We start from the raw sequence: 22,183 nt of genomic DNA, 5'->3' as shown, positions 1-22,183 counted from the left end.
CAAGCTTGGAATGGCGTCAAGCAATCCTATTCATCAATGGTGATATTGGTTACGGTTTCATCGTAATTGATGCAACTTTCGCCACTACCGCTTTGCGAATTGTACCCAGTTTAACCTGACGCTCAGGATACCAAGGTAGAGGGCGCAACAGTGTCATTGCTTTTAAGCCCAAACGCGCAGTAAGAATACCGACACCAAGCCCCTGACCTGCGCGAGCTGATACTTTGCCCGCAAGATCCATCGACATTAAATCCATGCCAGCATCAATCGCTAGCTCACTCGCACCAGCGGCAGCCATATTCACGAAGACCGCTTTTAACAGTTTTATTCGCGACGCATAGCCCAGTTCTACGCCATAGACTTTGGATAAGTTGTCGATCATTTTGAAGTTACGCCAAGCTACCAAAAACATATCTGCTGCGGCGAGAGGGCTGACTGCAACTAACGCAGCGGATTCGGTGGCATGTTGAGACACGATCTTTGTAGCCAGTTTGTCTTGCTGACTGACCACCATTGAGTCGTACATATCGAGAATTTCAGCGTCGCTGTGTGCAGGGTTAACGCTGTTTTTCCAGCGGTCAAAGCCCGGATTTTCTGCCAATACCCCACTTTGTTCAGCCACTTTTTCACAAAACCCTTTGCCCTTGCCTACGCTATCACTGCCAACAAGCAATTCACTCTCTTCTTGGATACTGAAGTGGTTTCTCAGTTTACGCAGCTTCCACAACTCCTTGCCAAGCGCGCCAATACCAAATGAGGCGATGGTTGCAATAAAACCTGCCCATCCCAATGCAAGCCAGTCGGACGTTTGAACCGCCGTGACAACTGAATCGATCGCCTGCCACCCCACCAGACCAGAAAACGCAGTAAGTAACCCTGTCACCAACCATTTTCGACCAGATTTAGGGCGAATCACATGCTCAAGCTGCAATTCCTGCTCCGTTTCTTGCGGCTCTTCTTGCACAGTAACAGGCACAAAGGTTTCTTTGTCACTAAAGGCCTTTTGAGCAGTTAAATCCTCTGGTACAGAATCCTGTTCTTTTTCTAGTACATTGTCGGAGAAGACCTGCTTTTGTTTGAATTCACTCATTTCAACTTATCTCCGATCAGGTAATCCAGTGCTTTGTCTAAACGTATATGTTTCATCGGTTCATCACTTGCTGACGGCATTGGACGGAACGAAGTGAAATCAAAACCACTGTTTTGCCAGTATGCCGCATTCGGTAGTTTCCTTGGCACTTCACCAGGGAACATCGTCATTGGTTCGCCATCCAGTGTTGTGCCCTGCAAAGCCGGAACGGTCTTGTCGCCGGTGGAAATAAACCCCGGCGTCGTGGCCTGAATCGAAGCAATACTCATACAGCTCATTTCAATGTTCTCATACGCGGCAGTTTGCCAAGCGGGATGCACCATCTGCTGGAGCAAAGAGACCAAATTCGGGTGCTGCTCTGGCGTAACGTGGTCTGCTTTGGTTGCAGCGAAGAGTACTTTGTCGATCTTTGGCGAGAAAAGTCGGCGAATAAAACTACTACGCCCGTAGCGGAAACTGTGCATGATTTGCTCCAGCGCCTGACGCATATCGTAAAACGCCTCATCTCCTGCATTTAAAGGTTGTAAGCAATCCACCAGCACGATTTGGCGGTCAAACGTCGCAAAGTGATGCTTATAGAACGCCTTCACTACTTTTTGCTGATATTCATGGAAACGCGCTTCTAGCATCGCTAGATTACTGCCTTTAACAGGCTTGGTCTCTGACTCAACCCGACAAGGGAAAAATTGCAGAACCGGCGCTCCGGCCAATTCACCCGGCAGAACAAAACGCCCTGGTTGAACCCAATGTAACCCTGCGTCTTTACAACCATGTAGATATTGCGTGTAAGAATGCGCAATACTCTCGAGCTGCTTTTCATTGACACTCTCGTTAAGGTCCAGGTTTTCCAGTTCTTCTAACCACGTTTCTGCCAACTGACTGCGTTGACCTTTTAGCGCATTAAACTGCGTTTGCGACCAGGTTGCGAAATCCATATCCAGAAGCGGTAAATCAAGCAGCCACTCACCCGGGTAATCAATGATATCCACGTTAAGTACAGCAGTTTTGCTCAATAGCTTTTTGGTGGTTTTATTCGGCTTATATTTCAGCGCCAGTCGAATTTCACTAACATCACGCGTGGGCACTGGCCACGCTGGAGGCGTGGCATGAATTTGAGCGATGGCTTCATCGTAAGCAAAACGCGGAACCATCATGTTCGATTGAGGCTCACGTTTAGCGCCTATCAATCGTTTGTCTCTGGCCGCGGCCAATAATGGCAAATTGTCGTGCGTCGCCGTATAAAGCAGCTGATCGACCATGGAAGTAATAAACGCCGTTTTGCCCGCTCGGGATAAGCCTGTAACGGCGATTCGGACATTAGAGTCCATGCCGCGGTTGATAAAGTCATTCACTTCTTTTGTTATTCTTTTCATGCTTTTTATTTATCTCATTAGTAAACGACGAAGGTATGAGTCTAATTTTACATACATTAATCAAAGATGAACAAAATACTCACAGAAGAAAGCCATTGCCCAAAAACACAAAAGCCCCTGAGAATTCTCAGAGGCTTCGGTATTCTAACTATCGATCAAACGATTTAAGCGTAAACGTTCTAATCTTCTTCAATCAGTTTGTAGATAACGAATAGCGCCACCTCTAGCACTACCCACAATACACACGTAATCGTGACGTATTTTTCATCAAAGATACTGATACCGTGAAGAATCAAGTCATAGCCAACAAAGCCACCCACCACAACAGCAAGAATAATTTGTAGAATTTGAATAAAACGAGGCATGCCGTCTCCTAATTATTATTGTTCGCATAACGTCTGTTGCTATGCCCAAAGGTTAATATACCTAGTATATAGACAAAAAGTGCAGTTTTCGCTGCACTTTTGTCAATTGTTTGCTAGGTAAATCAGCACCTTGTCACATTCTCAAGACTGAGACGTCCTCAAAGTGCCATTTACATTAAGCTTCCATCTCTTGGATTTTTACTTTCCAAGTGTCCGGACCAATCTGGTGAGCGTTCACACCGTTTGAGTCTACCGCGACTGTTACTGGCATGTCTTCTACTTCAAATTCGTAGATCGCTTCCATACCCAGATCTTCAAACGCTACTACGCGTGCTTTCTTAATCGCCTTCGCAACCAGGTAAGCCGCACCGCCAACCGCCATCAAGTAAACCGCTTTGTGCTTCTTGATAGATTCAACGGTCGCAGGGCCACGCTCTGCTTTACCGATCATGCCCATAATGCCCGTTTCATCAAGCATCATGTCGGTGAATTTGTCCATACGAGTTGACGTAGTCGGGCCAGCAGGACCTACGGCTTCATCACCCACAGCGTCTACAGGGCCAACGTAGTAGATAAATTTACCTTTGAAATCGACACCTTCAGGTAGACCCTCGCCATTTTGCAACATAGTCTGGATGCGTTTGTGTGCCGCATCGCGACCAGTAAGAATCTTACCAGAAAGAAGAACTGTCTCGCCTGTCTTCCACTGCTCAACATCAGCTTGTGTCACTTCGTCTAAGTTAACGCGACGAGTATTCGCGCCCGCTTCCCAAGTGATATCTGGCCACTCTTCAAGCTTAGGTGGAGTCAAATCTGCCGGGCCTGAGCCATCTAGCGTAAAGTGTACGTGACGAGTCGCAGCACAGTTCGGGATCAAACATACTGGTTTAGACGCAGCATGCGTTGGCGCTGTTTTGATCTTAACGTCAACTACGGTAGTCAGGCCGCCAAGACCTTGCGCACCGATACCAAGTTTGTTTACGCGATTGAAGATATCAAGACGAAGCTCTTCTTCTGCGTTTTGTGGGCCACGGTCGATAAGCTCTTGAATATCGATATGCTCCATTAGCGATTCTTTTGCCAGTACCGCTGCTTTTTCAGCCGTACCGCCGATACCAATGCCAAGCATGCCCGGTGGACACCAACCAGCGCCCATCGTTGGCAGTGTTTTTTCTACCCACTCGGCAATATCGTCAGATGGGTTTAGCATCACCATCTTGGTTTTGTTTTCACTGCCGCCGCCCTTAGCCGCGATCTGAATTTCAACTTTATCGCCCGGTACCATGTTGATGTGTACTACCGCTGGCGTGTTGTCTTTAGTGTTAATACGTTTACCAGCAGGATCCATCAGAACCGATGCACGCAATGGGTTATCTGGATTCGTGTAGGCCTGTCGAACGCCTTCATCTACCATTTGCTGAACCGTCATGTCCGTCGAGTCCCACTGAACGCCCATGCCGATGTTGACAAAACACGTTACGATACCGGTGTCCTGACAGATTGGGCGGTGGCCTTCTGCCGACATACGGGAGTTAATTAAGATCTGCGCAATCGCGTCTTTCGCGGCTTGGCTCTCTTCGCGGTGGTAGGCTTTTTCAAGGGCTTGAACAAAGTCTAGCGGGTGGTAGTAAGAAATGTACTGTAGCGCATCAGCAACACTGCTGATGACATCCTGCTTGCGAATTACCGTCATTACATGCCTCGTTATAGTTATGCTTCCATTACTGGCTTGGCTTCAATCGTGTTTGTTGAGCAAGTTGCTCTTTTGAGCTTCATTTTTATAAACACATTTTATAAACAGTTGTCGGATGGCTGATCTCGACACACGAGTTACTGAAGTCGCCTTCTTGTATAGTAAAACCTCCTCAGAACCCTTTGTATAGAGGAAGTTTGGCTATACGGTGGAATATGATACTCTTGCTGCCCATGACATGCCATGCAGTGAACGATCTCTTTGTCACAAATTACACAAATGAACAACATGGATAATCAATTCATTGATTTTAAAGCGTTGGATTACGCACCAGACTTAGCACTTCACCTTTTTTCGCATATTCAGCATCAGCCTTGGGCGATGTTGCTGCGTTCTGCGTCCGAAACTCACATCGACAGCCGTTTCGATGTGCTTGTTGCAAATCCGGTAGCAACGTTGGAAACCATTGCCGATAACACACGCATCAAGACACCATCTGATGATTATGTGTCGGGTGACGACCCATTTTCTCTACTCGACAAGTTGCAACAGCAATGGCTACCGAGTGTTGAGCTCGGTTCAGAGTGGGATCTGCCTTTCGTAGGCGGTGCGCTCGGCTACTTCAGCTATGATTTAGGTCGCCGTGTAGAAGCTATGCCAGAGCTTGCGGAAAAGGATTTGCAAACAGCGGATATGGCGGTTGGCCTTTATCAATGGGCGATCGTTGTCGATCATAAACTAAGCAAAGCCTGTATCGTTGGGCAAAATATTGCTCAAGCGTGGGATTGGCTCGATAAACAAACCGCCGTACAAGATGAAGAATTTAGTTTGACTGGCGCTTGGCAATCGAACATGACCGAGCAATCTTACGGTACTCGCTTCAATAACGTGCAAGAGTACCTGCTAAGCGGTGACTGTTATCAAATCAACTTAGCGCAACGCTTTAACGCACCATACACTGGCAGTGAATGGCAGGCTTACCTGAAGCTCGAATCCGCCAACCAAGCACCTTTTTCTGCATTTATTCGTATGCCTGAGTCTTCGATTTTAAGCATCTCACCAGAACGTTTTCTGGAGCTAAAAAAGAGAGTCATCGAAACCAAACCGATCAAAGGGACACGCCCACGCAGTCTGGATGCAGAGCAAGACAAGGCGAACGCCTATGATTTGCAGACCGCAGAAAAAGATCAGGCTGAAAACTTAATGATTGTCGATCTGTTACGAAATGATATTGGCCGCGTTGCCTCACCTGGCAGTGTTCATGTGCCAAAATTATTCGATATAGAAAGCTTCCCGGCGGTGCACCATTTGGTAAGCACGATTCGTGCAGATTTGGATGAACAGTATTCGCCTGCGGATTTGTTGCGAGCTTGCTTCCCTGGCGGTTCAATCACTGGTGCACCCAAAGTGCGTGCGATGCAAATCATTGAAGAGCTAGAACCTCATCGACGTAGCGCTTACTGCGGCAGTATTGGTTACATATCTCGCCATGGTCGCATGGACACCAGCATTACCATTCGCACATTGGTTGCAGAAAAAGGCAACTTGTATGCTTGGGCTGGCGGTGGCGTCGTGGCAGACAGTGAATGCGCGGCCGAGTATCAGGAGACGCTGGATAAGCTGTCGAAAATTTTACCAGCATTGAAGTAACGCCAGTGATATTCTTCAAACCATATCTCAACGCCTCCTCAACTGGAGGCGTTTTTACATTAGCTTTCTTACCCTAACGTCTGATTTACTCCGGTTCACCATCGTTATAATCTTGATAACACATTGAGAGAGGATGCTGCTCCTCTATAATTATCAATAGATAGTAGATAAAAGGACGCCATTTGGTCATCAACAAAACGAAGCTACTGCAAAACTTTCAACTGCAGTTGCCTACTGGGTATCACAAAGAATCACTCGCTCGATTAAGCTTTTTAAAAGACAAGCCACTGCGTGATGCTGCGGTATTGATTGGATTTGTCGAACGCCCGGAAGGATTACAGGTGATTTTAACCAAACGGGCTGAACACTTGCGCCATCATCCGGGACAAATCAGCTTTCCCGGCGGTAAATTTGAACCTGAAGACATTCACTTAGTGAATACCGCGCTTCGTGAGACAAAAGAAGAAATTGGTATCGCAAATAACGACATACATGTCTTTGGCCAATTACCCAAACTTCCTACCATTAGCCGCTTTAATGTCACTCCATTTTTAGCTTTTGTATCGCCAAACTACAAAACGCACATTGACCCCAATGAAGTTGAGTATGTATTCGAAGTTCCTGCAAACCATATTTTGAACCCGAGCAAACTCTACAGCAGCAAATTTAATCTTAAACAAACTAGCCACCGTGTATTTGCTATTCCTTACCGCCAGCACTTCATTTGGGGCATGACTGCTCAAATTATTGAGTCAATGCAAAGGCACATCATCTCTAAGTAACGGTGATTTACAAATATGTATAATTTCCGAACAAGCATGAGGCTACTTAGGGGCACTTCCATCCAACATTTCACTTCAAAAAACCTATTCGTAACCTCTCATTTACATTAGTTTAATTTGTCGTTTTCACCGCAAGCGTTTGCGCTGATAAAAATATGTACAAATAAGACTATCAATTAGATTTTCTAATTCCACACATTAGCATTAATCACTAGTAGCACATCATTTTCGTGATAAAAAACAGGTTTTTGACATATTATTCAATAAGCCCGAGCAATACATGACTTAGATCTAATTTTCCCAATGCAAAATCTTGCAAAATTGCACCCAACTTATTTCCTGTTCCCAAAATGAGTAAACATAAAATGAATTCAATCAATTCTGCGGTTTCTACCGCACAATCGTCTAGTAAGTTTTCTTACAAAGACTTCACCTGGTGTCTGTCGCTGTTCGGTACAGCCGTAGGTGCAGGTGTATTATTCCTTCCGATTAAAGCGGGTGCTGGTGGTTTTTGGCCATTAGTAATCCTAGCCCTAATCGCAGCACCAATGACTTGGTTCGCACACAAATCTCTGGCTCGCTTTGTTCTTTCAGCTAAGAATCCAGAAGCAGACATCACTGACACAGTAGAAGAGCACTTCGGTAAAACTGGCGCAAACCTTATTACTTTCGCTTACTTCTTCGCTATTTACCCTATCGTACTTATCTACGGTGTCGGCATCACTAACACGGTTGACTCATTCCTGGTTAACCAAATGGGCATGGAATCTATTCCTCGCTGGCTACTGTCTGGTGCTCTGATTGCAGCAATGACTACAGGTGTGGTATTTGGTAAAGAGCTCATGCTGAAAGCAACATCAGCAATGGTTTACCCACTGGTATTCATTCTACTAGCACTGTCTTTCTACCTGATTCCTGAGTGGAATACTTCAATGATGGAAGTTTCACCAAACTGGGGTGAAATGCCTTCAATCGTTTGGCTGGCAATTCCAATCATCGTGTTCTCATTCAACCACAGCCCTATCATTTCTCAGTTCTCTAAAGAGCAACGTCGTGTTTACGGTGAAAATGCAGTGAAGAAAACTGACGCTATCACTGGCGGCGCAGCAATGATGCTAATGGGCTTTGTTATGTTCTTCGTGTTCTCTGTGGTTCTTTCTCTGTCTCCAGAGCAGTTGGCTACAGCACAAGCACAAAACATCTCTGTTCTTTCTTACTTAGCGAACGTTCATGAGTCTCCACTGATCTCTTACTTAGGTCCACTGGTTGCGTTTGCAGCAATCACTTCTAGCTACTTCGGTCACTTCCTGGGTGCTCACGAAGGTCTTGTTGGCCTAATCAAGTCTCGCTCTAACACTCAAGTAAGCAAGATTGAAAAAGCGTCTCTAATCTTCATCGTACTGACTACTTGGGTGGTTGCTATCGTTAACCCAAGCATTCTAGGTATGATTGAAACGATGGGTGCGCCAATGATTGCGGCAATCCTATTCCTGATGCCTGTTTTCGCTATGCACAAAGTTCCAGCAATGGCGAAGTACAAAACTTCAGCACCTGTGCAAATTTTCACAGCTATCTGTGGTCTTGCAGCGATTAGTTCTGTAATCTACGGCGCTCTTTAATCTCAGCTGAAATACCAGCTTGATTAATCGAAAAATATAACGATAAAAAATTAAGCCTCCCAAATCCCCTTGGGAGGCTTTCTTCTGAGGTAATCGATATGATTAGTGTATTTGATATCTATAAAATCGGTGTTGGACCTTCAAGCTCACACACTGTAGGCCCAATGAAAGCGGGTAAAGAGTTTATTGATGATCTTCGCGCAATGGGAAAATTACGCGACATCACTAAAATCACCGTTGACGTTTATGGATCGCTATCACTGACAGGGAAAGGTCACCACACAGATATTGCTATTATCATGGGTCTTGCAGGCAACTCCCCTGAGAAAGTAGATATCGATTCTATTCCGGGCTTTATTGCTCGCGTAGAAGAAACTGAACGTCTTCCTGTTGGCATGCACTGTCATACAGTATCGTTTCCGCGCGAAGGTGGAATGAACTTCCACAAAACGAATTTGGAACTTCACGAAAATGGTATGCAAATCCACGCTTGGATTGATGACGAAAAAGCATACTCAAAGACCTACTACTCTATCGGTGGTGGTTTTATCGTTGATGAAGAAAACTTCGGTAAAGAGGAAGAGAACCCGATTAAAGTTCCTTTCCCATTTACAACAGCAGAAGAACTGGTAAATCAGTGCCGTGAAAGTGGCCTTTCTATCAGTGCGCTAACCATGAAAAATGAACAAGCGCTTCATTCTGATGAAGAGACCCGTACCTACTTCGCGAACATCTGGCGTACCATGCGCGAATGTATGGATCGCGGTATGAACGAAGAAGGCATTCTGCCTGGTCCACTTCGTGTGCCTCGCCGTGCTGCAGCGCTTCGCCAACAACTGCTTACTTCTGAAAAGACAACCAACGATCCTATGTCTGTGGTTGACTGGGTAAACATGTTTGCGTTTGCTGTAAACGAAGAAAACGCAGCAGGTGGTCGTGTTGTAACAGCACCAACGAACGGTGCGTGTGGCATTATCCCTGCGGTACTGGCTTACTATGACAAGTTCATTCAAACCGTATCAGAGAAAGACTACATCCGTTACTTTGCAGCTTCTGGTGCAATCGGTGGTCTTTACAAGCGTAATGCATCTATCTCTGGCGCAGAAGTTGGCTGTCAGGGCGAAGTTGGCGTGGCGTGTTCAATGGCAGCAGCTGGCCTTGCAGAGCTGATGGGTGGTAGCCCAGAGCAGGTTTGTATGGCAGCAGAAATCGCAATGGAGCACAACCTGGGTCTGACATGTGACCCTGTCGCTGGTCAGGTACAGGTTCCATGTATCGAGCGTAATGGTATTGCGGCTGTAAAAGCGATCAACTCGACTCGTATGGCTTTGCGTCGTTCTTCAGCTCCTACCGTATCTCTGGATAAGGTTATCGAAACCATGCTAGAGACAGGTAAAGACATGAACGCGAAATACCGCGAAACTTCTCAAGGTGGTCTGGCAATAAAAGTTATCTGCTAATCCTTCCTTCTGAACACCAAGCCCGAGCCATCTGCTCGGGCTTTTTTGTATCTGCGCTTAGCTTAGTTTTCATCGTCCAGATATAACAAAGGCAAGCCGATAAGCTTGCCTTTGTAAATGACGCTTGTTGCGATTACTCGCCTTTGTAGATACAACCTGCTGTGCAAGTTTCTTTGATCTCTACTTTGCTTAGCAGCGGAAGGCTTGGTTTCAGTTGCTGCCAAATCCATTTTGCGAGCACTTCGCTGGTTGGGTTTTCCAGGCCTTCAATATCGTTTAAGTAGTAATGGTCTAAACGATCGTAAATTGGTTTGAAAGCGGCTTTGATTTCTGCAAAATCCACAACCCAACCCGTATGTGGGTCTACCTCACCTTCTACATAAAGACGAACAAGGAAAGAGTGTCCGTGCAAACGACCACACTTATGACCTTCGGGTACATGTGGCAAGTGGTGTGCCGCTTCGAACATGAACTCTTTGTACAATTCTGTTTTCATCTTGATTCTCAGGCTTTAAAAAAGACGCGATATACTAAGGAAATCACTGCCAAGAGACAAGCATTAGTCCATTATTGAGTCATAAATCAGTATTTTTATTTAAGTGAATGATATCCGAGCGTCGAGTTTTGCCATTCGCCAGTTATTTGATTACATAATAATCACGTTATGAATACACAAAGAAAACAGTGTGATTAACGCGGCATGTGTTTAAAAACGTAGTTTCGACCCACCCATAAACGGAATATCAGTGTCTACTTGCATTTCTGTCTGGACGTTTTTCGCTATTCTCGCTTTCATCAGGGGTAAAACTAAGATGAAATCATCTTTTTCTGACCTTCAAAATGAATATAAAGGTTGAAGCTGACGAATTGACAGGTAATATGTCTCGTTGAATCTGTAAAATTCTACCCAACCCAGCGCTTTGCTTGTTTTTTAAACAAAAAGATTATGGAACAAGGACTTTAAAGAGCGTTGCGTTGAATTTTTACCTCTATGGAGAATATTGAAAACATGACTTACGCGCCTGTATCAGACGTTTTGAAAGGTCAGCTAGCAGTAGACAGTGAAGTGACTGTTCGTGGCTGGATCCGTTCACGTCGTGATTCCAAAGCTGGAATCTCTTTCCTTGCCATTTATGACGGCTCTTGTTTCGACCCGATTCAGGCCGTGGTCCCTAATAATCTTAATAATTACGACGACGAAGTATTAAAGCTGACTACAGGCTGTTCTGTTGAAGTAACTGGTAAGATTGTTGAGTCTCCTGCGAAAGGTCAGGACTTCGAGCTGGCAGCAACTGACGTTAAAGTTGTTGGTTGGGTTGAAGATGCTGAAACTTACCCAATGGCAAAAACTCGTCACTCGATCGAGTACCTACGTGAAGTAGCGCACCTTCGTCCACGCACAAACGTGATCGGCGCGGTAGCTCGTGTACGTAACTGCCTGTCTCAAGCTATTCACCGTTTCTACCACGAGCAAGGTTACTTCTGGGTATCTGCTCCACTAATCACCGCTTCTGACGCAGAAGGTGCGGGTGAAATGTTCCGCGTTTCTACGCTAGACATGGAAAACCTACCTCGCACAGACGCTGGCAAAGTAGATTACAACGAAGACTTCTTCGGTAAAGAGACGTTCCTGACAGTTTCTGGTCAGCTAAACGCGGAAGCTTACGCTTGTGCAATCAGCAAAGTTTACACTTTCGGCCCTACTTTCCGTGCTGAAAACTCAAACACAAGCCGCCACTTGGCAGAATTCTGGATGGTTGAGCCTGAAGTTGCGTTTGCAGAGCTAGACGACGTAGCAAAACTTGCTGAAGACATGCTGAAGTACGTATTTAAAGCAGTACTTGAAGAGCGTCGTGATGACCTTGAGTTCTTCGCACAACGCATCGACAAAGAAGCGATCACTCGTCTGGAGCAATTCGTTTCTTCTGACTTCGCACAAGTAGACTACACAGACGCAATCCAAATCCTTCTGGATTCTGGTCGTGAGTTTGAATTCCCAGTTGAATGGGGTATCGACATGTCTTCTGAGCACGAGCGTTTCCTAGCGGAAGAGCACTTCAAAGCGCCTGTAATCGTGAAGAACTACCCGAAAGACATCAAAGCGTTCTACATGCGTATGAACGACGATGGCAAGACAGTAGCAGCGATGGACGTTCTAGCACCAGGCATCGGTGAAATCATCGGTGGTTCTCAACGTGAAGAGCGTCTGGACATTCTAGATTCACGTATGCGTGAAATGGGTATCGACCCAGAGCATATGAGCTGGTACCGCGACCTACGTCGTTACGGCACAGTGCCACACGCAGGCTTTGGTCTAGGCTTCGAGCGTCTGGTTTCTTACGTAACTGGCATGGGCAACGTTCGTGACGTGATCCCATTCCCACGTACACCACGTTCTGCGAACTTCTAATCACTTTTAGTGAAACAGAATTAAAAAGACCTCCCAAGTGGAGGTCTTTTGTTTTATCTGGCACTCACCAAATTAAGTATTACTTTCCTCTTGATCGGCTTTCACCGCATACCTCACACCGACAAAACACAAACCAAAGATAACGAACGGAATGACCGCAGCGGTGTATTCAACCCACGCATAATGTGCAAATGACTTGGCCAAAATAAGGTGTCCAAACACCAGTAAGAAAGCACTAAATATCGCCACAATGATCAGTGTTAATTCATGTTTCACCAACTGCTTTTTCATCATCACTCCGAGGTAAGAGGTTGTTATTACGTTGATTAAACCACACTCAGAGTAAGATGAACTGATACAGTTAATGTGATAAATGCCTAAACAGTTGTCAGCAACTCGCCTATTTTTTTGATGGCATTTTCTAATGATCCATCGACAGGCATGGAAGTATTAAGTCGCAGGTAGTTTTTAAACTTGGTATCGCTTGAAAACAACTTCCCATATGCCACAGTTATCTGTTGTTGCAACAAAGCTTGATAAATCGACTTGCTGTCCGTCTCACTTGGCAACTTAACCCATACAAAGTAACCACCTTCAGGTACGTTATAAGTCAGGTTTTGGGGCAAGTAACGTTGTATAAGTTCGATGAACAAACTTTGGCGCTGTTGCATTATTTTTCGCAGCTTTCTCAAGTGATTGTCGTAGCTGTCATTTTGCAGATAATGGGCGATACCTTGCTGAATCGGTGCACTCCCCGACAAAGTAGAGATAAGTTGTAGCTTTTGAATCGGTTCGTTAAAGCGATGGTTCACAACCCATCCTAGCCGATACCCCGGACAGAGACTCTTAGAGAGTGAGGAGCAGTGAAGCACTCGCCCTTGCGTATCAAAACTTTTAAGAGACGTCGGTTTATTCGCCGTGAAATAAAGCTCGGAATAGACATCATCTTCAATTAAGTAGACATCGTGTTGTTCCGCCATCCGGACAATCCGTTCCTTTTGTTCATCTGACAGCAGTGCACCCGTCGGGTTTTGAAAATTAACCATCAGCCAACAAGCGCGAACAGCATGTTTTGCAAATATTGCTTCAAGCTGTTCGAGATCGTGCCCCTTTTGGCTGTCTACACAAACCTCGATTGCCTTCAGCCCAAGACGTTCTATCGCTTGAAGCGCACCATAAAAAGCCGGTGACTCGACAACAACGGTATCTCCGGGCTGAGTAACCGCTTGCAAGCTCAGATTCAACGCCTCGAGCGCGCCAGAGGTGATCACAATATCTTCGTGCGTAATCGATATGCCTTGCTGTATGTACCGCTGCGCGATCAAACGACGTAATGACTCACTCCCCGGAGGCATGTTATCAAGCAAACTTTCTGGTCCCATTTTACGGCCAGAGCTGGCAAGGTTGCGGTTTAAAGCTTCGAAAGGAAATAACGTGGCGTCGGGAAACGCGGAGCCCAAACGCACTGCATCGGGCAATCCTTGATGTTTAAGGTAATCGTACAGCTCATCATTAAAGCTAGAGCGATAAGCAGGCACGATGTCATTGCTTGCCTCAAAACGCTCTAATTCGGCCGTGACATAATAGCCGGATTGAGGTTTAGCACTTACCCAGCCCTGAGCTTCCAGTAACTGGTAAGCCTGTAATACCGTCCCCGCACTCACTGAATGATTACGGCTGGTCACACGCACAGATGGCAGCTTCTCCCCTGCTCTCCATGTATTCTGCTGAATCTGAGTTTTAAACAGCTCAGCTAATTGACGGTATCGATTCATCATTCTCTCACTTTGACTTCGGGTGCACCTTAGCATACTTCGCGCCGACATTCTGATAGCTGACTTATCGTTCTTGCAAGGTAATTAATCAATCTTAGTAAGATGAATTCGCGATCCGAAGTGTAGAATTATGTTCCATACTTTCAAAGAAATGACGTTTTTGGAGGAAGTTATGAAAGTATTTACCATGGATGATCTCTCATACCGAGGAGCGCATAAAGGTGTCCATAGCTGGGACCACCCTGGTGCGTCCGATCCTTATTATTGGCACCCAGACTGGTTACATATTGCCGAAGATGCAATGGGTGTACACAAAATGGCGGATCTCGTTGTGCCACCAGGTGAAACAGCAACGGAAGAACATGCTAAAGAGGCGATTGTAAAACACCTCAACGAGGAAAGCGCTAGCAAAGAAGAAAAACAAGACGACTAGACGCGCACATCGGTAAAATTCGGTGCATCATCATGGGCCGACTATCGGGTCGGCTCACTGGCTATCAGTGCTATCTTAAATATGTTGGTTGTATTGAGTCATTGATGATGCACACCTCCGAGTCAGAACAACGAAAGTGTTTTCGTTAACCAGCTATGCTCTGTTAAGTTTGCCAATATTTCACCTAATGACCTCTAGTTGACGTAATTTTGAATCAAATAAAGACATCCTGACATAGAAAAAACAACGTCTAATCTGGTTTCTCGTCCAATCCAGTCAAACCCGACATTAACCTCAAAAAGCCATTAAAAAAGAAGAACAAGAAATTGAGCCCAAAAACATCTCTATCTGATTCTCTGGTGTTAGTTTTGCGTTCTTGTTTTGTAAAGAGTTTACCTAGGCTTTCTATGCCATCAGTTAAGCAGAACCATGTAACTTTTCCGTAACAATTTTGCACATAGACACTTTCGAAGTAAACGATTGCATTCGATGTACAAAACAGCATCAATTCTCGATAAAGCTTGCTTCTAACTCCCCTTCTTAGCACTGTTAGCATGCCAAAAGTCTGGTTTATCTTTGAATTCGATTTCTAATAGCATCTTTTTTAGGTTTTCTTATCAGAAGGTGTTGTAACAAGTAATGCTGAAAGGTATAAATACGGGCACACCCTTCGATTAACATGGATGAAGATTATGTTTGAAAAAGTAGTAGCCGCTCCGGCCGACCCTATTCTTGGTCTTACTGAAGAATTTAAAAAAGATACTCGCGCAGAAAAAATCAACCTTGGCGTAGGTATTTACAAAAACGAACAAGGTGAAACCCCTGTTCTTGCTACGGTAAAGAAAGCTGAAGCAGCTCTAATTGAGACTGAGAAAACTAAATCTTACCTAACCATCGAAGGGACTGCAGAATACGCTCTAGCAGTACAAAAACTGCTATTCGGCGAGAGCGCTGAAGTGGTTGCAGACAAACGTGCAAAAACAGCTCAAGCGCCAGGTGGTACAGGTGCACTGCGTGTTGCTGGTGAATTCATCAAACGTCAGCTAGGCGACGTTAAAATCTGGATCAGCAACCCTACTTGGGCAAACCACAATGGTGTGTTCACTGCGGCTGGCATCGAAACTGCTCAATACAGCTACTACAACGCAGAAACAAAAGACAAAGACTTCGATGCAATGCTTAACGATCTTCAAGCTGCTTCTGAAGGCGACATCGTTCTTCTACACGGCTGCTGCCACAACCCTACTGGTATCGATCCAACAGCAGAAGAGTGGGAAACACTAGCTAAGCTAGTTGCAGAGAAGAAATTGCTTCCTCTATTCGACTTCGCATACCAAGGTTTCGCGAAAGGTGTTGAGGAAGATGCAGCGGGTCTACGTACTTTTGCTAAGTACAACAAAGAAATCCTAGTTGCTAGCTCGTTCTCTAAAAACTTCGGTCTTTACAACGAGCGTGTAGGTGCCTTCACTCTTGTTGCTGAGTCAGAAGAAGTGGCAACAACAGCATTCTCACAAGTTAAAGCAATCATCCGTTCTATCTACTCTAACCCACCAGCTCACGGTAGCGCTGTTGTTACGCATATTCTAAACGATGCTGACCTTCGTGCTGAATGGGAAGCAGAAGTAGCAGAAATGCGCGATCGTATCCAAGAGATGCGTGAGTTGTTTGTAGCGACACTGAAAGAAGAAGGTGTAGATGCAGACTTTAGCTTTATCGAACGCCAAAACGGCATGTTCTCGTTCTCTGGTCTATCTAAAGAGCAAGTGAACCGTCTGAAAGAAGAATTCGCTATTTACATTGTCGGCTCTGGCCGAATCAGTGTGGCTGGTATGACTAAGTCAAACATGGGCCCACTATGTAAAGGCATTGCAGCAGTTCTTTAATCTGCAGCGATAAGATAAGAAAAGGTCAGCACTTGCTGACCTTTTTTGTATTCGATTAAGACGTTAATCTAGTAAACGAACCTGAGGCTTAAACCCACCTCATTGATGTAATCAGAGGGTGCTCCGGAGTAGTCCGTATCTCGGTATTGGTAATAAAGACCCGTACCAATGACGTCATGCCACTGATAGTTGAAGCCTATTTTATATTTGTTTTCGTCAACAATATCACTGCGATTGGCTTCGATCTCTGCGTTAACAATCAGCGTTTCACTCAGCAAATAGTTAGCGCCAAATACTGCAGCGTGTAGGAATTCCGATTCGGATACCAGTGTTTTATCCGTATCGTCATCCGTTGCTTTTGCCTTAATTGCACCTAAACGATAAACACCGTAAAGGTCGAGTTGTTGGGTTATGCCATATCGGTAACCACCACCAACCGTTAAACGATCGATGCGCAGCGTGTAAGTGTCTGGATGAAAAAACTGTGCGGAATAGTCTGCATTAAACAGCCAGTTGTCCGTGACTAAATAGTTACCACCCAAATCAATCGTCGTAACATTCGCATTTTCTAACCATTCTTCGTTGGTTGTCCCTGCACCAACGTTTAGATAAATATGTTCATAACCAAATTTGTCCGCTTGTTCCGCCTCTGAAGCACCGCTAAGTGCAGAAAAAACACAAAGTGGCACAAGTAATAAACTTCTCAACATTCGATTTCCTTTCATGAGAATCAATAGATGCTTTCGTAACCCGATTTTACTCATTCGACATCCACGATATTAGCCGAATGACATTACTATTGTCGTGTTACACGTCGGAATCTTATGATTAAGTGCTCAAAACGACGAACGAGTAAGACTCTGTTTTAAAACTAAGTTAAGATTACTTTATTACTTGAAAATCAAAAGGCAACCTTATGGATGCAGAACTTCTCGAGATTTATAACTTTCTCGCCAAGTATCCCCCTTTTAACGAACTCCCAGAAGAAGCGCTAAGCAAAGTCACCGAAAGTGTCGAAATTTCGTATTATCGAGAAGATACTCCGATTATCCATTTTGGAGATGAAGTTCAAGAGCTCTTCGTCGTGAGAAGTGGCGTCGTTGAGGTTTACCGACGTAAAGGTGAACTTTATAGCAGACTGGATGAAGGCGACCTTTTTGGTCAGATGGGCCTGCTTACCAATAATAAAGTTCGTTTTCCTGTAAAAGCGATCGATGATGCCCTGATCTACTGTATCCCTGGCGACGTTTTCCAGGAAATGTACGATAACTACGACTCATTTGCTGACTTTGTCGAAGTAGAAAACAGCGCGCGCCTGCGTATGGCGATCTCTGAAAATAAAGAAGCCAATGACCTCACGACTTCCAAAGTGAAAACGTTGCTAACGCGTGACACTCCGACGATCGAGCGTGGCCAGTCGATTCAGGAAGCAGCAAAAATTATGGCAGAAGATAACGTCTCGTCTCTGCTTATTATTGACCCGGACTTTGTGCGAGACGAAGACGACCCACAATCTCCGGTATTAGGTATTGTCACCGACCGAGATTTGTGCGCGCGTGTACTGGCCGAGGGTTTATCCCCACATGAAGATGTTGCAACGGTAATGACTACCGAAGTTATCTCACTCGATCATAACGCTTACATCTATGAAGCCATGCTGAAAATGCTGCGTTATAACGTGCATCACCTCCCTGTTGTGAAAGATCAACAGCCAATCGGTATCATTGAAACAACGGATATTGTTCGTTACGAATCACAAAACTCATTGCTACTTGTAAGCAGTATTTTCCACCAGCACACCATCGAAGAGCTGGCCGCCGTCGCTGAAGAAGTCAAAAGCAGTTTTGTTCGTTTAGTGAACGAGGACGCCAATTCTCACATGGTCGGCAGTGCCATGTCCGTAATCGGTCGTAGCTTCAAACAGCGCTTACTGGAAATGGCCGAAGAAAAGTTAGGTCCACCACCTGTCCCTTACTGTTTTCTCGCGCTTGGCTCAATGGGGCGTGATGAGCAGCTTCTGGTTACCGATCAAGACAATGCTATCATTCTCGACGAGAGCTATCAGGAGTCGAAGCATGGTAAATATTTTGAAGAGTTAGCGCAGTTTGTCAGCGATGGTTTAGATGCCTGTGGCTACAAATATTGTACAGGCGATATCATGGCAACCAACCCAATGTGGAGAATGACACGTTCACAATGGGAAGAGTGTTTCGCCGACTGGATCGACGATCCAAACCCGAAAGCCTTGCTCAACGCATCCATCTTCTTTGATTTGGACGGCGTGTACGGACGACTAAAATGGGCAGAGCAGTTAACCAGCTTTATCGTTCGTCGTGCCCGTAAAAACAATCGCTTCCTGGCTTGTCTTGCACGTAACGCACTTAACCGCACGCCTCCACTCGGCTTCTTTAAGAGCTTTGTGGTGGAAAAAGATGGGCAGCATAAAAACTCCATCAACCTCAAGCGTCGTGGTACAGCCCCGCTGGTCGATTTGATCAGGGTTCATGCGTTGGCTGTTGGCTCTCGCACACAGAACTCATTTGAACGCCTGGATGACATTATTGACGCCGGTATTCTGCCAAAAGGTCGCGCTCAAGATTTAAAAGATGCGTTAGAGTTCATCTCCATGGTACGAATTCGCCACCAAGCGTACGATGTTGAAATGGGCATTGAGCCTGACAACAATATTGAACCGGAGAATCTGTCGGACTTTGAGCGCCGAAACCTTAAGGATGCCTTCCAAATTCTGAGTAATGGCCAAAACTTCCTTAAGTTTCGCTATCAAGCAAACAAGAGCTTTAAGTGAGGCTTAACATGTTAAAAAAGCTCTTTCAAAAGCCGACTATCCAATGGCACACGAAGTTTAGGCAAAAAGTCGAGATGGCGACGGATGAAAATCTAATTGCCTTTTACGGCACTGAATTGCCATCGCCAGATACGCCAATTTCAGACGTTGAGTTTGTCGCACTGGATTTAGAAACTACGGGCTTAGATCCTGATAAGAACGACATCATTACGATTGGGCTGGTCCCTTTTAACCTGAAGCGTATCTTTTTGCGTAATGCTCGTCATTGGAAAGTAAGACCGAAACAAAAGCTGGATGAAGACTCTGTCATCATTCACGGTATTACCCATAGTGAGCTGATTGATGCGCCTGATTTGGGGGATATTCTCAATGAACTGTTGCCCTGTTTAAGCGGTAAGATCGTGGTGGTGCATTATCGTCGCATAGAGCGTGAATTTCTCGATAAAGCACTGCGAGATCGCATCAATGAAGGCATTGAATTCCCGGTATTGGATACTTTCCAGATAGAGGAAGACATTCAGAAAAAGCGACCGGGAAGTCTGTGGGAGTCGTTAAAAGGCAAAAAGCCAGAATCGTTGCGATTAGCTCAATCACGACGCCGTTATGGTTTGCCGGACTATACTCCTCATCACGCTCTGACTGATGCGATTGCTACTGCTGAACTACTTCAGGCACAAATCGCGCACCATTACGATGAGAGTCAACCAATCAGCGAATTCTGGCTTTAGCCTACAGCCAGAAAAACAAAAAGGAGCCAATGGCTCCTTTTTAATTTAACGCGCTCGAGATATTTCGAAATTACAGCTTAAAGCGTTTGATTTCCTGCTCAAGCTCATGTGATAGCTCAGACAAGTAAGCGGCTTGTTCCGCAGCTTGATGTGCTTCTGCTGAAAGCTCGTTAGAAACATCACGAATGCCTTCAGTGTTACGAGTAATCTCTGTCGTTACCGACGCTTGTTCTTCAGCAGCAGAAGCGATCTGTGTTGCCATGTCGTTGATTTGCTCAACTGCGCTATGAATTTGAGTCAGACTCGCTGCTGCTGAGTTCGCATCATCAACGCTGGTATCAGCCAGAAGACGGCTGTCACCCATGATACCAACCGCTTTCTTGGTCGTACCCTGCAGCATCTCGATGGTTTCTTGAATTTCTTTGGTTGAAGCATGTGTACGTTGGCTCAACACTCGAACTTCATCAGCAACCACTGCAAAGCCACGTCCTTGCTCACCTGCTCGTGCCGCTTCAATAGCCGCATTAAGTGCCAGCAAGTTTGTTTGTTCTGCGATGTCTTGAATGGTCGATAGAATCGTATTGATGCTATTACCGTGCGCTTCCAAATCCTGAATAACATCGGTCGCAACCTGCACTTCTTTGGCCAGATTCTGGATTGAAGATTGCGTCTGTGAAACTTGGCTAGAACCGTGAGCGCAAGCGCCTACCGCCTCTTCTGAGTGGCTAGCCGTGCTTTCTGCGTTACCCGCAATTTCTTGCGTAGCGGCCGCCATTTCATTAACCGCAGTCGCCACCATGTTGATTTCATCTTGCTGATAAGAAATGCGCTGACTACGTTCCTCTGCTTGCTGGGCCGTGGTACGAGCCTGTTCAGACAGTGATGAAGAGACATGGCTAAGTGTGGTCACCATGGTATGCATGTTGCCAACAAAGCGGTTAAAGTTTTCTGCCAGTTTACCAACTTCATCGTCGCTACGTGGTTCCAGACGCTGAGTCAAATCACCTTCACCAGAAGCAATTTCTTCCAGTGCATGAGATACTCGGTTTAGGTCGCGGAACAAGAAGCCAACTAGCCAAGAAACCGCAACAATCACCGCGATTGTGATCATCACAGCAGTGATCAGCAAGTCACGCAACAGTACTGCATTGCCCGCTTCTTCCGTCGCGCGGTCCATCTCAATGGCGAACATCCAATGCGTTCCCGCCACTTTGTGGAAGTAATAGAGTTTTTCTACGCCTCTGATGATCGTGCTTTCAATTTTACCTTCGTCAGCAGCGCGCTCGATCGCCTGTCGTGAAAAGTCTGTCGATAAGCTGCTGATTGGCTTTAACGTCAAACTTTTATCCGGATGAGCGAGAAACGTCCCTTGGTTCATGTCAATCAACATCGCGTTAGCATTTTTACCAGCGTCTAAGTTGATCACATCACTGATAAGCTGATCGATAAGAACATCGGCCCCGACTACCCCGATAAACTGACCATTTTTCATAACCGGCTCAGCGATAGTAACCAAAAGCGCATTGGTGATCGCGTCTTGATAAGCCTCAGTGATGATCTGCTTACCCGCGACATTGGCATCTTTATACCAAGGGCGAGTTCGCGGATCATAATCAGCACGGTTTCGCTCAGGATGAGAACGGTACATCTCTCCTTTTGGCGTACCAAGGAAGATATCATCAAAGCCGCCAGCTTTGCGTGCTTGCTGTAAGAACGGCACAACGTCCTGTTCGGTCGAGTAATCATTAAATGCGGTGGCGATTTCTTTACGGATGGTAATCCAGTCAGAAATCCCTTCCGATGCAACGGCACTCAAGCTTTGTGCTCTGGAATAAACACCAGCAGAAGTCTGATCAAACAGTTGACCAGCCGACAACCAAGTCAGTGCAGCAGCCATAATAACCACGGCCGAAAGACTCGCGCCGATAAGTTTTTGTTTTAGTGAAAATTTCATATTTTTATATTATTTGGGAGGACAACCTAGGAGCGTGAATATTACACACTTTCTTGGCACTAATCACCAAGTTTCAAAACAATCAATTACATTGCTAACTTATTGTAAGATATAAACTTTAACAGTGTCATTCTTTTGTCTTTCGTCAGAAAAACAACACAA

At 45.4% G+C, this 22,183-nt stretch carries 18 protein-coding genes; 9 read left to right on the top strand and 9 right to left on the bottom strand.

The annotated features are described in order from the left end of the window. Positions 1 to 49: 49 nt before the first annotated feature. From V1U08_RS18075 to V1U08_RS18060, 4 genes are all read right to left on the bottom strand, one after another. Positions 50 to 1,090, bottom strand: a complete 1,041-nt coding sequence (locus V1U08_RS18075) for a YcjF family protein (protein ID WP_330471164.1) — start codon at positions 1,088 to 1,090, stop codon at positions 50 to 52. Next, complete coding sequence (locus V1U08_RS18070; protein ID WP_330471163.1) at positions 1,087 to 2,463, bottom strand: YcjX family protein; 1,377 nt, start codon at positions 2,461 to 2,463, stop codon at positions 1,087 to 1,089. The genes V1U08_RS18075 and V1U08_RS18070 overlap by 4 nt, the downstream gene beginning before the upstream one ends. A 179-nt stretch (positions 2,464 to 2,642) precedes the next feature. After that, positions 2,643 to 2,828 carry a hypothetical protein gene (locus tag V1U08_RS18065; RefSeq protein ID WP_014232347.1) on the bottom strand — a complete coding sequence of 62 codons (186 nt, stop codon included), beginning with the start codon at positions 2,826 to 2,828 and terminating at the stop codon, positions 2,643 to 2,645. Positions 2,829 to 3,003: 175 nt separating this feature from the next. Further along, positions 3,004 to 4,521, bottom strand: a complete 1,518-nt coding sequence (locus V1U08_RS18060) for a fumarate hydratase (RefSeq protein WP_014232348.1) — start codon at positions 4,519 to 4,521, stop codon at positions 3,004 to 3,006. 288 nt (positions 4,522 to 4,809) lie between these two features. Between V1U08_RS18060 and pabB the strand changes: the two genes are divergently transcribed. The 4 genes from pabB (at position 4,810) to V1U08_RS18040 (ending at position 10,032) form a co-directional block, all read left to right on the top strand. Beyond that, positions 4,810 to 6,171, top strand: a complete 1,362-nt coding sequence (gene pabB, locus V1U08_RS18055) for an aminodeoxychorismate synthase component I (RefSeq protein ID WP_330471162.1) — start codon at positions 4,810 to 4,812, stop codon at positions 6,169 to 6,171. 182 nt (positions 6,172 to 6,353) lie between these two features. Further along, positions 6,354 to 6,953, top strand: coding sequence for a CoA pyrophosphatase (locus V1U08_RS18050; protein ID WP_330471161.1), 600 nt, complete (start codon positions 6,354 to 6,356; stop codon positions 6,951 to 6,953). Between the two features lie 365 nt (positions 6,954 to 7,318). Beyond that, a complete protein-coding gene (locus V1U08_RS18045; RefSeq protein WP_014232351.1) occupies positions 7,319 to 8,572 on the top strand; it encodes an aromatic amino acid transport family protein in 1,254 nt (417 codons plus the stop codon). A gap of 98 nt (positions 8,573 to 8,670) precedes the next feature. Continuing rightward, complete coding sequence (locus V1U08_RS18040; protein WP_014232352.1) at positions 8,671 to 10,032, top strand: L-serine ammonia-lyase; 1,362 nt, start codon at positions 8,671 to 8,673, stop codon at positions 10,030 to 10,032. Positions 10,033 to 10,165: 133 nt separating this feature from the next. Here the strand turns inward: V1U08_RS18040 and queD are convergent, their stop codons facing one another. Then, positions 10,166 to 10,528, bottom strand: coding sequence for a 6-carboxytetrahydropterin synthase QueD (queD, locus tag V1U08_RS18035; protein WP_014232353.1), 363 nt, complete (start codon positions 10,526 to 10,528; stop codon positions 10,166 to 10,168). Between the two features lie 513 nt (positions 10,529 to 11,041). Here queD and asnS point away from each other — a divergent pair. Further along, positions 11,042 to 12,442 carry an asparagine--tRNA ligase gene (gene asnS / locus V1U08_RS18030; protein WP_014232354.1) on the top strand — a complete coding sequence of 467 codons (1,401 nt, stop codon included), beginning with the start codon at positions 11,042 to 11,044 and terminating at the stop codon, positions 12,440 to 12,442. Between the two features lie 72 nt (positions 12,443 to 12,514). Here the strand turns inward: asnS and V1U08_RS18025 are convergent, their stop codons facing one another. Both V1U08_RS18025 and V1U08_RS18020 read right to left on the bottom strand, forming a co-directional pair. Next, positions 12,515 to 12,733 (bottom strand): hypothetical protein, encoded by a 219-nt coding sequence (locus V1U08_RS18025; protein ID WP_176291850.1) that lies wholly within the window; start codon positions 12,731 to 12,733, stop codon positions 12,515 to 12,517. Positions 12,734 to 12,819: 86 nt separating this feature from the next. Then, positions 12,820 to 14,217 carry an aminotransferase-like domain-containing protein gene (locus V1U08_RS18020; protein WP_330471213.1) on the bottom strand — a complete coding sequence of 466 codons (1,398 nt, stop codon included), beginning with the start codon at positions 14,215 to 14,217 and terminating at the stop codon, positions 12,820 to 12,822. A gap of 172 nt (positions 14,218 to 14,389) precedes the next feature. On the opposite strand from V1U08_RS18020, the gene V1U08_RS18015 reads away from it, so the two are divergent. Together V1U08_RS18015 and V1U08_RS18010 are read left to right on the top strand one after the other, a co-directional pair. Beyond that, the gene (locus tag V1U08_RS18015; protein ID WP_330471160.1) at positions 14,390 to 14,650 is read left to right on the top strand and encodes a hypothetical protein; all 261 of its coding nucleotides are present in this window, start codon (positions 14,390 to 14,392) and stop codon (positions 14,648 to 14,650) included. Between the two features lie 692 nt (positions 14,651 to 15,342). Next, positions 15,343 to 16,533, top strand: coding sequence for an amino acid aminotransferase (locus V1U08_RS18010; protein WP_014232358.1), 1,191 nt, complete (start codon positions 15,343 to 15,345; stop codon positions 16,531 to 16,533). Between the two features lie 68 nt (positions 16,534 to 16,601). Here V1U08_RS18010 and V1U08_RS18005 read toward each other — a convergent pair whose 3' ends face one another. Beyond that, positions 16,602 to 17,243, bottom strand: coding sequence for an outer membrane beta-barrel protein (locus V1U08_RS18005; RefSeq protein WP_014232359.1), 642 nt, complete (start codon positions 17,241 to 17,243; stop codon positions 16,602 to 16,604). Positions 17,244 to 17,449: 206 nt separating this feature from the next. On the opposite strand from V1U08_RS18005, the gene V1U08_RS18000 reads away from it, so the two are divergent. Together V1U08_RS18000 and V1U08_RS17995 are read left to right on the top strand one after the other, a co-directional pair. After that, entirely contained in the window at positions 17,450 to 19,339 is a 1,890-nt protein-coding gene (locus tag V1U08_RS18000; protein WP_020335529.1) for a DUF294 nucleotidyltransferase-like domain-containing protein, read from the top strand. 8 nt (positions 19,340 to 19,347) lie between these two features. Continuing rightward, positions 19,348 to 20,067: a 3'-5' exonuclease gene (locus V1U08_RS17995; RefSeq protein WP_330471159.1), complete on the top strand. Its 720-nt coding sequence runs from the start codon at positions 19,348 to 19,350 to the stop codon at positions 20,065 to 20,067. Positions 20,068 to 20,137: 70 nt separating this feature from the next. Here the strand turns inward: V1U08_RS17995 and V1U08_RS17990 are convergent, their stop codons facing one another. Further along, positions 20,138 to 22,021 carry a methyl-accepting chemotaxis protein gene (locus V1U08_RS17990; protein WP_020335533.1) on the bottom strand — a complete coding sequence of 628 codons (1,884 nt, stop codon included), beginning with the start codon at positions 22,019 to 22,021 and terminating at the stop codon, positions 20,138 to 20,140. Between the last annotated feature and the right edge of the window lie 162 nt (positions 22,022 to 22,183).

Source organism: Vibrio sp. YYF0003 (genome assembly GCF_036350715.1).
GTDB classification, from domain to species: Bacteria; Pseudomonadota; Gammaproteobacteria; order Enterobacterales; family Vibrionaceae; genus Vibrio; species Vibrio natriegens.
Note: the sequence above shows the minus strand (reverse complement) of the source record. Positions and strands in the feature narration are given on the sequence as shown.

What these genes read in the sequence shown, in the direction of transcription:
- V1U08_RS18025 (WP_176291850.1), bottom strand. Translation starts at nt 12,733, where the DNA reads ATGAAAAAGCAGTTGGTGAAACATGAATTAACACTGATCATTGTGGCG.
- V1U08_RS18045 (WP_014232351.1), top strand. Translation starts at nt 7,319, where the DNA reads ATGAATTCAATCAATTCTGCGGTTTCTACCGCACAATCGTCTAGTAAG.
- V1U08_RS18075 (WP_330471164.1), bottom strand. Translation starts at nt 1,090, where the DNA reads ATGAGTGAATTCAAACAAAAGCAGGTCTTCTCCGACAATGTACTAGAA.
- V1U08_RS18060 (WP_014232348.1), bottom strand. Translation starts at nt 4,521, where the DNA reads ATGACGGTAATTCGCAAGCAGGATGTCATCAGCAGTGTTGCTGATGCG.
- V1U08_RS18065 (WP_014232347.1), bottom strand. Translation starts at nt 2,828, where the DNA reads ATGCCTCGTTTTATTCAAATTCTACAAATTATTCTTGCTGTTGTGGTG.
- queD (WP_014232353.1), bottom strand. Translation starts at nt 10,528, where the DNA reads ATGAAAACAGAATTGTACAAAGAGTTCATGTTCGAAGCGGCACACCAC.
- V1U08_RS18020 (WP_330471213.1), bottom strand. Translation starts at nt 14,217, where the DNA reads ATGAATCGATACCGTCAATTAGCTGAGCTGTTTAAAACTCAGATTCAG.
- V1U08_RS18070 (WP_330471163.1), bottom strand. Translation starts at nt 2,463, where the DNA reads ATGAAAAGAATAACAAAAGAAGTGAATGACTTTATCAACCGCGGCATG.
- V1U08_RS18005 (WP_014232359.1), bottom strand. Translation starts at nt 17,243, where the DNA reads ATGTTGAGAAGTTTATTACTTGTGCCACTTTGTGTTTTTTCTGCACTT.
- V1U08_RS17995 (WP_330471159.1), top strand. Translation starts at nt 19,348, where the DNA reads ATGTTAAAAAAGCTCTTTCAAAAGCCGACTATCCAATGGCACACGAAG.
- pabB (WP_330471162.1), top strand. Translation starts at nt 4,810, where the DNA reads ATGGATAATCAATTCATTGATTTTAAAGCGTTGGATTACGCACCAGAC.
- V1U08_RS18040 (WP_014232352.1), top strand. Translation starts at nt 8,671, where the DNA reads ATGATTAGTGTATTTGATATCTATAAAATCGGTGTTGGACCTTCAAGC.
- asnS (WP_014232354.1), top strand. Translation starts at nt 11,042, where the DNA reads ATGACTTACGCGCCTGTATCAGACGTTTTGAAAGGTCAGCTAGCAGTA.
- V1U08_RS18010 (WP_014232358.1), top strand. Translation starts at nt 15,343, where the DNA reads ATGTTTGAAAAAGTAGTAGCCGCTCCGGCCGACCCTATTCTTGGTCTT.
- V1U08_RS17990 (WP_020335533.1), bottom strand. Translation starts at nt 22,021, where the DNA reads ATGAAATTTTCACTAAAACAAAAACTTATCGGCGCGAGTCTTTCGGCC.
- V1U08_RS18000 (WP_020335529.1), top strand. Translation starts at nt 17,450, where the DNA reads ATGGATGCAGAACTTCTCGAGATTTATAACTTTCTCGCCAAGTATCCC.
- V1U08_RS18015 (WP_330471160.1), top strand. Translation starts at nt 14,390, where the DNA reads ATGAAAGTATTTACCATGGATGATCTCTCATACCGAGGAGCGCATAAA.